The following is a 15,533-nucleotide window of genomic DNA, read 5'->3' as shown; positions in this document are numbered from 1 at the left end:
TATTTTATATCAGTTTTAAAGACTTATCCCTTCACCACTTTCAGCCAGGCCTGCGCCATCAGCTGCGCTCCGGCCATCGACGGATGAACGCCGTCCGGGCACCAGTAATCAGCCGGAGCATGTTTTAATGCTTCTTCGAAAATGGTGTGATAAGGCACATATAAGGTGTTAAATTCTTTCGACAGCGCCTGGGCAACCTTCCGGTACGGGGCAAATTCTTCCTGCCAGCCCTCGCCAATAGCCGTACCGCCGTCTACCGAGAAAGGTTCACAGACCACCAGGCGAATACCCGGAAGTTCCGCCAGCGTTCTTTTCAGCAGGGCGCGGTAATCTTTTTCATAAACCTCAACAGTTCCGTCGTAGTTGCCGTTCCGTTTGTGCCAGTAATCATTTACACCAATCAAAATACTCAACACCTTCGGATTCAAATCAATGCAATCCTGCTGCCAGCGTTCAGCCAGTTGATATACTTTATTTCCGCTGATGCCCCGGTTGTAAATGGTGAGTTGTTTCCCGGGCATCTGCTCCAGCAGAGCGGCAGCAGTCATTAAGGCATAACCCCCGCCAAACGAGCCGCCATGATTGGGTTTTTGCTCTTGTTTGTTCCGTCCGGCATCGGTAATAGAATCGCCCTGAAACAGAACAACATCACCTGTATTGAAAAGCGAAGTTCCGGCTTTCTTTTTACTGCCAGTAGCCGGCAAAGCAGCTGACAAAATCATTGGAACACTGGCAACGCCGGCCACCTGGAAGGCCGACCGTCTGATAAAATTTCTTCTTGAAAGGTTCATTTGTTTATTTAGTTAACTGATTTGTAATGAAACAGGCCCGGCTTACCGCATTTTCGGGTGGTAAGTCAGTCAACCCGTCACCGGGCTTGCCTGATGTTTCACAAATATACGGATGAAGTTCGCAAGCTTTGTTAAAACGTTCTCTTCTTTTTGCATCGCCGGCATAATTTTCTTTTTTTACCGGGATTATGGAAAACGACGATCATACTTATATTTCCACTCTATTCATATATTAACCGTCTTTTCCAAACCCCGGGTCACCAAAAATCCCTCCCTGTTTTTGTCACACTTTCACCTTGTAGATGAATAAAATTATTAAAATCTTTCAGCAGGTTGAAATCCAATTTAAACTGAACATTAAGAATCCGGAATGCCTATTTATAACAACCTATAAATAAGCACGATAAAATTTTTAACATTTGAGGATTTGGGCGATCAAAAATTTTTTTTCTACATTCGCGGCAAATATCGTGTACAAACACGATTTTTTTTAAAACAACTACCGTGTGCGATAACGGAAAAACAAAAAATTTAAAAAATAAACCAAGATCATGAAACTGGACAGAACAAACGTAAGAGACGCTGCAAAATACCCAACCCGTATTTTACAGTTTGGAGAAGGTAACTTTTTAAGGGCATTTGCCGATTGGATGGTTCAAAAAATGAATAATGAAATCGGGTTTAACGCGGGTGTCGATGTGGTTCAGCCTCTGGCTACCGGGATGGTTGACCTGTTAAACCAACAAGACGGACTTTACCATGTTTACCTGAAAGGAATTAAAAACGGCAAACCAGTTAAGGAATACGAGTTCATTCAATGTATCAACCGCGGAATTAATCCCTATACTGAGTTTGAAACCTACAAAGCATCTGTTCTGAACCCGGATTTGCGTTTTGTGATTTCCAACACCACCGAAGCCGGGATTTGCTATGACGAAAACGACAGGCTGGATATGCAACCTCAGCAATCATTCCCCGGCAAAGTTACCGCTTTGCTTTACGAACGTTTCAACGCATTCAACGGCGCCGCGGATAAAGGGTTGATCTTTTTCACCTGCGAGCTGATCGACCGCAACGGCGACATGCTGAAAAAGTATGTCCTGAAACACGCCGAAAACTGGAAGCTGGGCGACGAATTCAAACAATGGACAGAAACGGCCTGCGCGTTCTGCAATACGCTGGTTGACCGGATTGTACCCGGTTTCCCCAAAGACGACATCCGGGAAATTCAGACTGAGTTGGGCTATGAAGATCAGCTGGTGGTCGTGGGCGAATATTTTCACCTCTGGGTAATTGAAGCGCCCGAATGGGTAGCTAAAGAATTTCCGGCAAACAAAGCCGGCCTGGATGTGAAGTTTGTAAAAGACATGACCCGTTTCCGCGAACAAAAAGTCCAGGTACTGAACGGGTGCCATACCGGAAGTTATGCTGTTTCGTACCTGAGCGGTATTGAAACGGTCCGCGAAGCTTACGAACACCTGGAAGTGGGCGACTTTATGAAAGGATTGGTTTACGACGAAGTATTGCCTGTTCTCGACGGAACCGAAAAAGAGCTGACCCAATTTGCCAATAAAATTCTTGAACGTTTTTCAAATCCGTATATCCGTCACTTATGGCAAAGTATTGCCCTGAATGCCATGTCGAAATGGGAAACCAGAAACCTGCCGTCGCTGCTCAACTTTGTAGACAGCTACCAGATGTTACCACAAAAGCTGGTCTTTTCGCTGGCAGCCATGATCGCGTACTTCAAGGGCGAATCTGACGGAGTACGGTATAAAGTTCAGGACGACGAATGGATTCTTGATTTCTACCGGGAAGCCTGGGCCGCATGTGACGGCAGACCCATTTCAATTTATCAGCTGGTTGAAAAAGTATTGAGTCTGGATAAGGTATGGAAACAAGACCTGAACCGGATTCCCAACCTCACCATCACGGTCAGTCACTACCTGTTTTTAATTCAGCAGGTAGGCATGAAAAAAGCGGTTAAGGCCGTACTAAATGCCAATAACCCCTTAATGCAAATAACCATCGAGGCTAAATCGAAACAGAACTTATCGGCTTCGGCAAACTAATTTCGACAAACTTAAATTGCTGTAAATGGCAGACTTTATAAAAATAAATCCGGCAGACAATGTGGCAATTGCCTTAAAGGATTACGTAAAAGGCGAATCAATTGAGCTTGACGGCCGGCAGGTAAGAATCCTTAACGAGATTCCCCGCGGCCATAAAATTTCGTTGGAAACCATTGCTGAAGGGAGCGATGTGGTAAAATACGGCTCTGCAATTGGCCATGCCACCCAAGCCATACCGGCAGGAGAACATGTGCATGTTCACAACACAAAAACCAATCTGTCCGGAACAATCTGTTACGAGTATAAACCAAAAATCAATCAGCTGCCGTTTGCAGGCAAACAGCTTACATTTAAAGGATTTAAGCGAAGCAACGGCGACGTGGGCATTCGGAATGAGCTTTGGATTGTGCCGACCGTTGGTTGCGTTAACGGGCAGGCAGAACAAATCATTTCGCTTTTCAAAGAAAACCATGCTGCCGATGATATTGACAGCATCCATGTGTTTAAACACAGTTACGGATGTTCGCAGTTGGGCGACGATCATACCAACACCCAGAAAGCCCTGGCACAACTCATCAATCACCCGAATGCCGGGGGTGTCCTGGTGCTTGGACTGGGTTGCGAAAACAACCAGATTGATCACCTGAAAAAATTTATCGGTCATTACGATCCCAAACGAATTAAATTTCTGGTTGCTCAGGAAGTAGAAGATGAAGTGGAGGAAGGCCTGAAGTTATTTCAGGAAATTTATGAGCAAATGCGCCATGATAAGCGGGAGGATGTACTTCTCTCCAGCTTAAAAGTCGGGTTAAAGTGTGGTGGTTCCGACGGTTTGTCGGGAATCACCGCCAACCCGCTGGTTGGTGTTTTTTCTGACTTTCTGGTAGCGCAGGGAGGCAGTACCATCCTTACCGAGGTACCCGAAATGTTTGGAGCCGAACATTTGCTGATGGAAAGAGCCGAAAGCAAGGAGGTGTTTGATAAAACCGTTGACATGATTAACGGCTTTAAAGAATACTACCTGAGGCACGATCTGCCCGTTTATGAAAACCCTTCCCCCGGAAATAAAAAAGGCGGAATCACCACACTCGAAGATAAATCGCTGGGCTGTACCCAGAAAGGCGGCACCGCAACGGTGGTTGATGTGCTGGCTTATGCCGATCCGATTAAAAAGAACGGGCTAAACCTGCTTTATGCGCCGGGTAACGACCTGGTTGCCGCTTCGGCCCTGGGATTCAGCGGGTGCCAGATTGTACTGTTTACCACCGGCCGGGGCACCCCCTTTGGAAGCTTTGTTCCAACCATGAAGATTTCGACCAACACGCCCTTGTTTGAAAAAAAATCGAACTGGATTGATTACAATGCCGGGAAACTGGTCGAGAACCAAACGATGGAGCAAGCATTGGAAGAATTTGTTGCCGAACTGATCGCAGTTGCTGAAGGTAAAAAATTAAAACATGAACTCAGCGGTTTTAAAGAAATTGCTATCTTTAAAACCGGAATCACCTTATAAATGAAGATATCCCCTCTTGTAGGGGTGGTTAGTAGTAATTGAGTAGTAGTAAAACAGCCATCCGGCAACTGTCGGATGGCTGTTGTTTTTAAGCTGTTGCTTCGTTTATCCAAGTAATTTGTCTGCCATGGCGTTGGCCAGTTCAATGCACATTTCGTATTTGTCTTTTTTCAGGGCGCCCTGTTCTTCAACCGGGTCGTAAATTAACTCCCACTTTATATTTTCCGCGAATTTTTTCAGGTTTTTAACCCCTCCTCCATTCCACGAATAATTTCCAAAAATACCCAGGTAATGATCTTTTACCCCCATGTGTTCAATCTTGCTCAGCAAGGTTTCAACGGTTGGGAACATTTCGTTGTTATAAGCGGCGCTGCCCACGATAAATCCTTTATACTTAAACAGGTCGTTGATGATGTAGGAAGCATGTGTTTTTGAAGCATCATACACATGAATATCCCTGATCCCCCGGACCGATAGCTGGCGGGCAATCACTTCGGCCATCTTTTGGGTATTTCCGTACATCGAGCCGTAAACGACGACGACACCCGGATCGGTGGTGTAAGTACTCCATTTGTTGTAACGGCTTAATACCCAATCGAGATGACTCCTCCAAACCGGGCCATGCGTAGCGGCTATCATCTTAATTTCCAGCGGAGCTAATTTTTTGATGGCTCTCTGGGTGTGCGGGCAATACTTCCCAACGATATTGGTAAAGTAACGCATGATTTCCACCTCGTAATAATCGAGGTTGATTTCATCGTCAAAAATACCGCCGTCGAGGGTGCCAAAGCTGCCGAAAGCATCTCCGGCAAACAAAATTTTATTCGTCTCCTCGTAGCTAACCATCGTCTCGGGCCAGTGTACCATCGGAATGGTTTGAAACTGAAGCGTTGTTTTGCCCAACTTCAACACAGAATCGTCATGGACCTCCAGTACATGAACCGGCTTCAGGTAGAAACTCTCAACAAAACCAAAGGTCTTTTTATTTCCCACCAACGTAATTTCCGGGTATTTACCAACAATCGCCCTCAAGGCTCCCGAATGATCAGGTTCCATATGGTTAATTACCAGATAATCAACTTTTCGCCCGCCAAGAATTGCATCAATATCTTCCAGATAATCATCAATAAATTGACGTTCCACCGTATCAATCAAGGCAACTCTTTCATCATCAATCAGATATGAGTTATAGGATACCCCGCGCGGTATCGGCCAGATATTCTCGAACAAATGTGTCCGGCGGTCATTATAACCCAAATAATAAATGTTTTCAGCTAATTTAACCTGGTGCATATGTTTCGTTTTTATTTGAATCTGCGAGTACACGAAAATAGGCAATTTAGATTAAACCTATGTTGCCGGGTTTTAATTTTGCCGAAATTTAAGGTAAAGCTCACATGAAGCGGTATTCGCCGAAAAGTTTATTTTTGCAGTTCAAAAACAACACAAGATGAAATTGAATTTGAATAACCGGATTATGCTTTTCCCCAAGTTAAATAAACTTTTGATCGTTCTGTTTGCTATAGCCTTTGTATTGACCGGACTTAGAGGTTACCAGCTTTTTAACTACATATTTGACGGAAATGTAAAAAATCCGGGCAGTATTACCATCCCTTCCGACGCCAGTTTTGAACAGGTTCTGGATTCTCTTCGGGCCCGGGATATTCTTCTAAATGAGAAGGCCTTTAAATGGGTGGCCAAAAAGAAGAGCTACCCCAACCTGATTAAGCCCGGCAAATATGTTTTTGATAAAGGGATGAACACCAACAGAATCGTCAATATGCTGCGGTCGGGGAATCAGCAACCCGTATCGGTGACCTTTAACAACCTGCGCTTCATGGCCGAGCTGGCCGGCAAAGTAGCCAAATACATCGAACCCGATTCGGTTGAACTAATCACTTATTTCACCCGGCCGGAAGTGATTGAACAAATGGGTTTTGATGAATATTCCTTTCATGCCATGTTTATTCCCAACACCTATGAATTTTACTGGACAACCAGCCCCGAACAGTTTGCCGAACGGATGAAGGCGGAATATGAGCGTTTTTGGACTGAACAGCGGCTGGAAAAAGCCAGGGAGCTTGGTTTAAGTCCGGTTGAAGTGATTAGCCTGGCCTCCATTGTACAGGAAGAAACCATTAAAGCCGACGAAAAGCCAATTGTAGCCGGCTTATACATCAACCGCATCCGTAAAGGAATGCTTCTCCAGGCCGATCCAACCATCAAGTTCGCGATGGGCAATTTTGAGATCAAACGGGTATTAACCAGGCATCTTGAAATTGAATCGCCCTACAACACTTACAAATATGCCGGACTCCCGCCGGGGCCAATCAATTTTCCCGAAATTTCGAGTATTGATGCCGTGCTGAATGCCGACGACAACAAATACCTGTACATGTGTGCCCGCGAAGATTTCTCAGGCTACCATAATTTTGCACGCACCCTGAGCGAACATAACAAAAACGCCCAACGCTACCGCGAAGCCCTGAACCAGAATCAGATTTGGCAATAGGAAAAGTACAAATTGCGGATTAAAGAAAGCGCCCGGCAGCCATCCGGTAACATCATTTAACAGTGCTTTAGGTTTGTTGGCTAAACTTAATTAATCTTAACAGAGAAGAAGCCTATGTTTGCAGGAAAAAACAATGAAGTCAGGCATACTGCTTTTTGCTGTCTTTATTCCGCTCATCGTTCTGTCTCAAAGTCAGGACGAAAAACTGATCATCTTCGAAGGTTATTTGTTTAGCGAAGATTCCGTCCCGGTTGAAAATGCCTATTTGATCAACTACCGGACCTTAAAAATTGTTGCCACCGACAGCGCCGGTTATTTTCGTACTTATTTACAGGAAGGCGATTCGCTCATGATTAATCATCTGTCGCTGTCGCCCAAAATTGTTCATGCCAACCCTGGTAAAGCCACGGAAAATACCTTTTTCGTCGCCTACCGGAATTATATGATAAAACCGGTGGTGACCTACAGCCTGGAAATGAAATATTTTGAGAAAAATATGCAGTTACTCTACGCCCAACTGGCCAATCTCGGACTACGAAACAACGCCGTGATAAAATCATACGGCAACCCGTACAATCCAGACCGGGTAAACCCCGGACTGCAACTCAACCTCAGCGATCTGATCCGCTCTTCCCGAAAAAGGAAATAAATGTCTTTGAGTATAAATTCAACCTGCTTCCCCGCGGTGTCTGTCAGGTTATATGTTTTAATTTCGCCGTGCATGAGGCTGAAGATAAGAATCCGCCTGGACATTCAAAATATCAATATCAGGTTGCTTCCGAATCTTACTTCCCCGAAATAATGAGCGTTGAAGGAATCATTGTTAACCAGCTACTTTTCCTGTTTATTGCTTTTTTCCAACTGGAGACGCTGATTAGCATCAAATTGCTTTTTTCCAGCAGGTTGTAATCAATCAAGCTGTCGTTAAAAACCGCGATATGATTTGGCGCAATCTGTTCGATACTTTTTATCAGTTCCTTGAATTCAACATTATTTTTAATCAAATCTGACGGATCCAATACAACAACCTGTGAGCCGGAGTTTCGGATCAGTTTTTTTGAAAAACCGATGACGTGGCAGTCCTGATCAGAAAGAACAGGAACAATAACGAAATCGGTACTTTCCAGTCCTTTGTCAATTAAAACACCAACAGGAACATTTGTCCCCGATATTATGGCCTGGGTTCTTTCGTTAAAAGGGGAATTCCCGAATAAATTTTCCTTTCCGGTGAGCTGGTTCAATATTCTGTCCGGATTCATGATTCTGCTAGTAAAACCAAGCAGTTTTCCCAATAAACTGCCTTCAAAGATCGATTGACCAATCCCGATCAAAAGCAAATCAAAATGACCTTCGTCTGCCATTTCCGGAATATCGGCATCAATGTTATTTGAAACTTTAAACAAAGTGGAAATCTTCTGATTAAGTTTTTTTGATTCATCAACCACCGGCGCAAAACTTTCCTGCTCATACGCCTCAAGATCGTGCTGATGAAACTCCGTGTCAGGCAAAAGGTGCATCACCGTAATTGACGCGTTTTCATCGAGCTTTTTTACCAGCTTATTGGCCAAACGTAACAACGATCTTCCCATTTCGGGATTTGCAAACGAAATCAAAATATGGTACTTGCTCCACGAACTCAATTCATATTTAAAATCTCCTGATTTTGGCTTAAACACCCAATCAATTACCGACAGGGACGGCGCGGTCATAATCGTTGTCACCAAGGCCATAATCATCATCATGGTAAAGATTTCGGGAGTTAAAATGCCGATATCGTATCCAATATTAAGGACAACCAAAACCATTAGGCCGCGGGTATTCATTAAGGCTCCAAGGATAAAACTTTCCTTGTTATTCATTCCTGTTAACCTGGCAGGTAAGGCTGTTCCCAGAAATTTTCCCGCGATAGCAACGAGGATAATCAACCCGGTTATTTTCCATAAGAATAACTGGTCGAGCAAGCCAATCTGAGTCCGAAGCCCGGTGAATACAAAAAATAGGGGTAATAAAAGCACGATGGCAATGTCCTCAACTTTTTCAATAAACAAGCTCCTGAACTTTACATTTTCCGGCATAATTGCTCCTGCCAAAAAAGCGCCAAACAGGGCATGTATTCCAATAACCTCTGCCACATACGCCGAAAGCACCAGCGTAATAAAAAAAATAGCAACGACAGGTTTACTCAGGTTTTCTTTTGCCGGATGCAACTCGCCGACCCGTTTCAGAAACGGTCGGACGATTCTGATCATCAGGGCCAGGTAGAGCAGCGCAAAAAGGATGGAGTAAATGGCGCTTAAAATAAATCCGGCCCTGACAATTGCAATAATCACAGCCAATACGGCCCAAACAATGATATCGGCAGAGGCTGCACAGGTTACAGCAATGGTTCCGATCCGGCTTCGGTGAATATCTTTTTCCTTGGCTATTTTTGCTAAAACCGGAAATGCGGTGATACTTAAGGCCACTCCCAGAAATAAACCAAAGGAAGAAAACGGCACCCCCGGAGGAGCAAATGAGGCGTAAAGATAATACGCCAGGGCGACTCCCGAAGCCAGCGGAAAGATAACACTGGCATAACTGATTATGACCGCGTTGTAGGCGTTGGTTTTTAATACACTCAAATCCAGTTCAAGACCAATCACAAACATGAAAAGAATGAGACCGATCTGACTGACAAAATGCAGATTATCAAGCGATCCGGACGGGAAAACAGAAGAAAAGACAGCCGGAAAGTAAAAGCCTAACAAGGACGGACCTAAAACAATGCCGGCCAGAATTTCACCAATGACCCGGGGTTGTCCGATTTTCCTGCATCCCCATCCGAACAAGCGGGCAACAAGAACAATCAGAATAATTTGTGCCAATAATGTGGCAAGCGGATGATTCAGATTCTGAACAAATAAATGAAAAAATGCTGCAAGGTGATTTTTCCCGGCTCCCGCGATTCCTTCAATTCCTCCCGGGTCCAGGTCTGCGCCAAGCCAAATGGTAAGAATGATCAAACAGGAAAGGCTTCCGGCAATACCCATGTAAAAGAATGTACTCCTGAATCTTCTCATATTATCATGGTATCCGTTTGCTTGTCTCGGTAAAACGAAAAGCGAGATCGTCAAGAACGGATGATTCTTCCTCAAAGGTAACAAATTCATGTTTTTCGTACGGGATACCCGGATAAACAATAATAAAATTCATATCCCGGTAATCAGCCGCCAATTTATTGGGCAAATGATCGGCGTAAGGCAGCCAGCTCATGGTTTTCCGGCGGGCTCCAAATGCAATTAAAAGATCGTCTTGTTTAACGACCGACGATAATTGTTCGAACGGAGACTCCGCCTCCGAAAACGGGTGGAAATCGATTTCGGCTTCTGTTTTCAGGTCTTTCAGGGTTAATTCCATAATCTCAAGCAATCCTTCATCCAGCACCAAATGAAGCGGGGCATTCATGCCTTTTGCCAAATGAATAACCGATGTCATCACGTCGAAAAAACCAGGTTCTTTAACTGATTTGGGAGGCAGGTACAATACAACCCGGGAATTGCTCATGATCGAACTATCCATTTTACAAACAAAGACAGATTGTGACGAAAGCTCCAGCAACTGGTCGAGTACGCTTCCAAAAATACGGTCTTGTGCTGAAATTTGTCCGTTCCACCCGATGATCAGCAAATTGGCATGTTCTTCGAGGGCAGCGCGGGCAATGGCATTGGCTACATTTACATCAATCCGTTTCAGGGTGTTCAGTTCTACCCCCGCAGAAACAGCATATTCCCTGGCATTTTCCAACAACTTCTCCGAAAAATCCTGATGATCTTCCAGATTCATCGGGTCAGTCATAACCGACAGTGCCGAAATATGATTTAATGCATAATCTTTTAAGATGATGGCAACAGATAATAAGTTATTTACGGTTGACGGATTGGATAACGGCACCAGTACGTGCGGAAATCTGACCCGTTCAAATTTTTGTCCCGATTTCTCGAGGGCGATTTTACGCCCAAAATGTTCAACCACCCAGGGACCAATGATGCAGGTCACCAGGATCATTAACACAACGCCATTCAATATCTCGTCGCCAATGATGCCCAATCTGTAGCCCACCAGGGTAGCGGCCAGGGTAGCGGCAGCCTCGGTAGTTGTCAGCCCGAAAATAACCCACCCCTCCTCTTTGGTAAATCTGAAGATGCGCTGAGTCAACTTGGACGAAACCAGCTTAGTCAACATATTGGTAGCAAGCATGGTTAACATGATGATCCATGATGCAGGCGATTTCAGCAAGACCTCCACATCGACGATCATCCCGATATAAAGCAAAAAGAACGGGATAAACAGGGAGTTCCCGACAAACTGAACCCGGTTCATCAACTGGCTTGAGGCCGGCACCATCCGGTTTAATACCAAGCCGGCCAGAAAAGCGCCTACAATGGGTTCGATACCAATTGCCCGGGCCAGAAAAGCGCACAAAAATGCGACGGCCAGCACGAAAAGAAACTGTATAATCCCATCGTCTACGTGGCGGAAAAACAAACGTCCCAAAATCGGAAGCAGGTATACCATCGCAAGAACGTAGACGGTTGAAAGAACTGTTAATGTTATCCAGAAATTGAGGTCGAGGCCACCGTTTGCCGAACGTGCAACTACTGCAAGCACCAACAGTGCAAGGGTATCGGCAAAAATGGTCCCTCCTACCGTGGTTAAAACAGCCCTGTTCCGAACGATTCCTAATTTGGTAATGATTGGATAACCGACTAATGTGTGAGAGGCAAACATACTTGCGATCAGAATGGCGGCCGGCCACGAGAAGCCCAGTAACCTGAAAAGAAAGGTACCAAAAACCTGAGGGATTATAAATGTAAGAATCCCAAAAATCAGGCTTTTATCTTTATTCCGTTTAAAATCGAGCAGGTTAATATCCAAACCTGCCAAAAACATGATGTACAATAAACCTACCGCTCCTAAAAGCTCAATTGCCGAAGACATCGCAATCATGTTCAGCCCGTTTGGACCAACGATTACCCCTACGATTATTATTCCTACAATTCCCGGCAATTTTATCTGGCGCGATAAAATCGGCGCCACCAGAATAATGAATATCAGCGCAAAAAATAATAATACATGGTCATTTATTGGCAAACTAATTTCACTCATAAACTGTTGTTTTTATGATTTGGTTAATCAATTCTGTGGGCTATAAACGCTACTTTCGGGCAATAGTCGCAGGTGGTAGCCCTCCATAAACCCTTTATTTTATTTTGGTCGCGGCCAGCCAGGCTGAAATAAATGCTGATTTCCGTTTGAAAACCGCAAAATCGGCCTGATGTGGATGATTTCAGTACCTGGCAGGCATAAAAATATTTTTTATTGGCCGGTGCCACCCAGATATGATGCTGCCCGTTAAATTGCAAAAGCAGGTCATCTCCCTTTCTCTTCAATACAAATATTGCCGGACTGTCTGCAAATTCGGTTTCCACGCAGTGATGCACGATTGAATGGTGTGTTTTTTCATCAAGCTGCCAGGTACTGACGATGTAAACATCATTTTCCTTTTCTGCCCCCGGACTGATGCAGGCGCCCAGCCAAATGGCCAAAGCTGCCATACTGTATCTGATAATTCTGCATCTCATTGGTTTTTATTTTAATACGCATTAAACTGTTTCTGACGCTTCTATTGGTACATGCTCAAAATAGGATTCCATGAGCTTCAGGGTTTCATTTTTCAGCCGGTTAAATGTTTCATCCTCCCTAAGCTTTACACGGTCACGGGGATGTGCAAACGGCACTTCAATCACTTCCCCGATAAAGGCTGATTTTCCCACATTAAGCACGACGATCCGGTCGGCCATCAACAGGGCTTCTTCGACATCGTGTGTGACCAATATGATGGTTTGGTGTTGTTTATAATACAATTCCAAAATCTGATCCTGCAAATGTGACCGCGTAAACGGGTCAAGTGCGCCCAATGGCTCATCCATCAGAAGCATGAGTGGATGAACGGCTAACGCGCGGGCTATTCCTACACGTTGTTTCATTCCTCCCGAAAGCTCATCGGGCTTTTTGTGAAGGGCATTCTCCAGATGAACCATTCGAATGTACGATTTGATGAGTTCATCTTTCTCTTTTTTGCTCTTTTGGGGAAAAACTTCATCGACAGCCAGTTTGATGTTACCATATACCGACAACCAGGGCAACAGGGCGTAATTCTGAAATATCATCATACGTTCTTTTCCCGGGCCGGATATCGCTTGATCTCCTAAATAAATAGTTCCGGAAGTAGGAGACTCGAGTCCTGCAATCAAACGCAAAAGGGTTGATTTCCCGGAACCGGAATGACCTAAAATAGCTACGAATTCGTTTTCATAAACCATAAGATTCAGATTTTCAAAAATTATACTGGAAGAACCGTTTTTTGAAAAAACTTTTGAAACACCACGGACTTCGAGCAGTATTTTATTTTCAGTTTTTGATGTCATACCCTCTATGAGTTATAATTTTTTACTTATTGAATTGAGATAGCCTTGAAGATTCCGGGGATTAAACTCCATTCCATCTATAAAACGGCTTCCCGGTTCAGTTTTCAAGTTTTCAGATGGACAGGCAATGCCTATTTCACTTACAATATCCCGGTACAAATCCGTCCGCCAGCTTTTGTTTACTACTGCCAGGGGATTCTCGGGCAGGGTTTTTATTTGCTTCCATCTGGCCGCCTGTGCCATAAGCCAAAGCCCCTGAGATTGCCATAAAAAAGTTGAATGATCATTGATATCATCTTTCAGGTATTCGGGCAGATCAAAAAATATCGTGGCATCAGGAATGTACTTCTTCCGTTCAATGCCGTCAAATCCTCCGTAATTATAACTTCCTGTCAATGCTGCCCGTGTATATTTGGTCGCCGCTCCTGTAAATGCACGTGCTGATGCAAGTTCTGCAAGCTCTTCTTTGCTTTCAATCCGACTGCACCAACGACAGGCTTCAACCATTGCTTTTATTAACGAACGGTATGTTTTGGGATATTTTTCTATAAAATCTTCCATGACTCCCAGCAGCCGGTCGGGATGTCCGCTCCACAATTCCTTCCCGTGGGCAAAAGTAAATCCAACTCCTTCGTTACCGCTGATGGCCCGCGTGTTCCAAGGCTCAGCCACCATATACATATACATGGTGCCTATACGCATATTGGCTACCATTTGCGGAGGTGGGATAATCATTATCCGGAAGTCTCTCAAAACATTCATTTGACATATATTCAGAAGATTACGGACAAGGTACTCGTAGATGGCCGAGCTGAGTACAACTGCTACATTGCGTTGAGAACCGGGCAAGGATTGAAAATACGACCGGATGTCTTTCCCCATTCGTTCCAAATCGCCCTGGTACTCGTGTAAAGGACGTACGCCGGCTTCCCACATGCCCCGGCTCATAGTTATGGCGTTCCCATGACGATGGATGGTCATACCTGCACACAATTTTGCGGGTACGGCTCCTTCAGCTCCTAATCTGGCATTAATTACAGCGCCAGAAACAACAGGCGCAGCATCAAGCCGACCAAAAATGACCCCGTCGCGTGAAGCTGCCCAACTTGATTCCCTGCTCAGTTTAACCTTCAACCCGTATTTCATGAAAAAACCCCGGGTGTAGGCAACAGCAAAGGGCAGGCAATCATTAACCGGTACATAACCGATGGTAAGTTCAGGTTTTTCCAGACTTTTCGGATCAACCACGGGTTCAACATCGTCAGGCTCTTTGATAAGCGAAACAGCAGAACCACCAGGGGTATTGCACGCATTAAAAAGACTCAAGGCCAACGCACCACTGCCTGCCAACCCAATAAAATCCCTTCTGTTATATTTTTTATGAATCATCCCGGTTAAGTTTGATAATCGAAATTCAATAATTGCTGAATTTTTCTGATCAGCCAGTCAAGCGCCAAGCCGGTAAAACCAATGACGACTATGGCCAGCAGAACAGAGCTTAAGTTGAGCCTGTTCCATTCGTCCCAGACGAAGAATCCGATTCCGCGTCCCCCTGTAAGCATTTCAACGGCAACAATGACCAGCCAGGCTATTCCCAGACTGATCCGCAACCCGGTAAATATATAAGGTAAACTTGCAGGAAGAATAATCTTATAAATCTGTTTCCATCGCGGCATTTCCAGTACCCTGGCCACATTGAGAAAGTCTTTGCTGACTCCTGAAACGCCTTCGGCTGTGTTAATTACGGTAGGCCAGAGTGAAGTAATGAAAATCACAAATATGGCCGAAGGATTTGCCAGATTGAATACAGCCAGGGCAACAGGCAACCATGCTACCGGAGAAACAGGTCGTAATACCTGCACCAGTGGATTGAAGATCTGTCGGGCTGTTTTGGATAAACCGATCATAAAACCAAGCGGTACAGCAAACAGACTGCCCAGAACAAAGCCGGTTAGTACCCTTTTCAAACTTTCCAGTAATAAAAATCCGATACCCACATCGCCCGGCCCCCTAACATAAAACGGATTAAGAATAAAGTCAATATTGGCTTTCAAGGCATCGAGCGGCGCAGGCATTAAATGAGTCAAATATTTGGCAACCAGCCACCATAGCGCGATTAGGAAAACAAAACCCCAAAGCGGGTATAATATTTTGCGAAATGCTCCCATAACGTTCTCT

At 44.6% G+C, this 15,533-nt stretch carries 12 protein-coding genes; 4 read left to right on the top strand and 8 right to left on the bottom strand.

Going from position 1 to position 15,533, the window contains the following annotated elements:
• Positions 1-23: 23 nt before the first annotated feature.
• Positions 24-791 carry an SGNH/GDSL hydrolase family protein gene (locus tag AC6H3C_RS12180; RefSeq protein ID WP_497521137.1) on the bottom strand — a complete coding sequence of 256 codons (768 nt, stop codon included), beginning with the start codon at positions 789-791 and terminating at the stop codon, positions 24-26.
• Between the two features lie 551 nt (positions 792-1,342).
• Here AC6H3C_RS12180 and AC6H3C_RS12175 point away from each other — a divergent pair.
• Positions 1,343-2,863 carry a tagaturonate reductase gene (locus tag AC6H3C_RS12175; protein WP_497521135.1) on the top strand — a complete coding sequence of 507 codons (1,521 nt, stop codon included), beginning with the start codon at positions 1,343-1,345 and terminating at the stop codon, positions 2,861-2,863.
• A 25-nt stretch (positions 2,864-2,888) separates the two neighbouring features.
• The gene (locus tag AC6H3C_RS12170; RefSeq protein ID WP_497521133.1) at positions 2,889-4,376 is read left to right on the top strand and encodes a UxaA family hydrolase; all 1,488 of its coding nucleotides are present in this window, start codon (positions 2,889-2,891) and stop codon (positions 4,374-4,376) included.
• A gap of 105 nt (positions 4,377-4,481) precedes the next feature.
• Here AC6H3C_RS12170 and AC6H3C_RS12165 read toward each other — a convergent pair whose 3' ends face one another.
• Positions 4,482-5,669, bottom strand: a complete 1,188-nt coding sequence (locus AC6H3C_RS12165) for an FprA family A-type flavoprotein (RefSeq protein ID WP_497521131.1) — start codon at positions 5,667-5,669, stop codon at positions 4,482-4,484.
• Positions 5,670-5,826: 157 nt separating this feature from the next.
• Here AC6H3C_RS12165 and mltG point away from each other — a divergent pair, with 157 nt between their 5' ends.
• Both mltG and AC6H3C_RS12155 read left to right on the top strand, forming a co-directional pair.
• Positions 5,827-6,888: an endolytic transglycosylase MltG gene (gene mltG, locus AC6H3C_RS12160; protein WP_497521129.1), complete on the top strand. Its 1,062-nt coding sequence runs from the start codon at positions 5,827-5,829 to the stop codon at positions 6,886-6,888.
• 133 nt (positions 6,889-7,021) lie between these two features.
• Complete coding sequence (locus AC6H3C_RS12155) at positions 7,022-7,537, top strand: hypothetical protein (protein ID WP_497521127.1); 516 nt, start codon at positions 7,022-7,024, stop codon at positions 7,535-7,537.
• A gap of 136 nt (positions 7,538-7,673) precedes the next feature.
• Here AC6H3C_RS12155 and AC6H3C_RS12150 read toward each other — a convergent pair whose 3' ends face one another.
• From AC6H3C_RS12150 to ntrB, 6 genes are read right to left on the bottom strand one after another with little or no spacing between them, the layout of a single operon-like run.
• Positions 7,674-9,947, bottom strand: coding sequence for a cation:proton antiporter domain-containing protein (locus tag AC6H3C_RS12150; protein WP_497521125.1), 2,274 nt, complete (start codon positions 9,945-9,947; stop codon positions 7,674-7,676).
• Between the two features lie 4 nt (positions 9,948-9,951).
• On the bottom strand, positions 9,952-12,033 hold the full coding sequence (locus AC6H3C_RS12145; protein ID WP_497521123.1) for a cation:proton antiporter domain-containing protein: 2,082 nt from the start codon (positions 12,031-12,033) through the stop codon (positions 9,952-9,954).
• Positions 12,034-12,056: 23 nt separating this feature from the next.
• A complete protein-coding gene (locus AC6H3C_RS12140; protein WP_497521121.1) occupies positions 12,057-12,509 on the bottom strand; it encodes a hypothetical protein in 453 nt (150 codons plus the stop codon).
• A gap of 21 nt (positions 12,510-12,530) precedes the next feature.
• Positions 12,531-13,355: an ABC transporter ATP-binding protein gene (locus AC6H3C_RS12135; protein ID WP_497521119.1), complete on the bottom strand. Its 825-nt coding sequence runs from the start codon at positions 13,353-13,355 to the stop codon at positions 12,531-12,533.
• A gap of 12 nt (positions 13,356-13,367) precedes the next feature.
• Positions 13,368-14,744, bottom strand: a complete 1,377-nt coding sequence (locus AC6H3C_RS12130; RefSeq protein WP_497521118.1) for a CmpA/NrtA family ABC transporter substrate-binding protein — start codon at positions 14,742-14,744, stop codon at positions 13,368-13,370.
• 5 nt (positions 14,745-14,749) lie between these two features.
• Positions 14,750-15,523: a nitrate ABC transporter permease gene (ntrB, locus tag AC6H3C_RS12125; protein WP_497521116.1), complete on the bottom strand. Its 774-nt coding sequence runs from the start codon at positions 15,521-15,523 to the stop codon at positions 14,750-14,752.
• Between the last annotated feature and the right edge of the window lie 10 nt (positions 15,524-15,533).

Source organism: Gaoshiqia sp. US2, from assembly GCF_059705485.1.
Note: the sequence above shows the minus strand (reverse complement) of the source record. Positions and strands in the feature narration are given on the sequence as shown.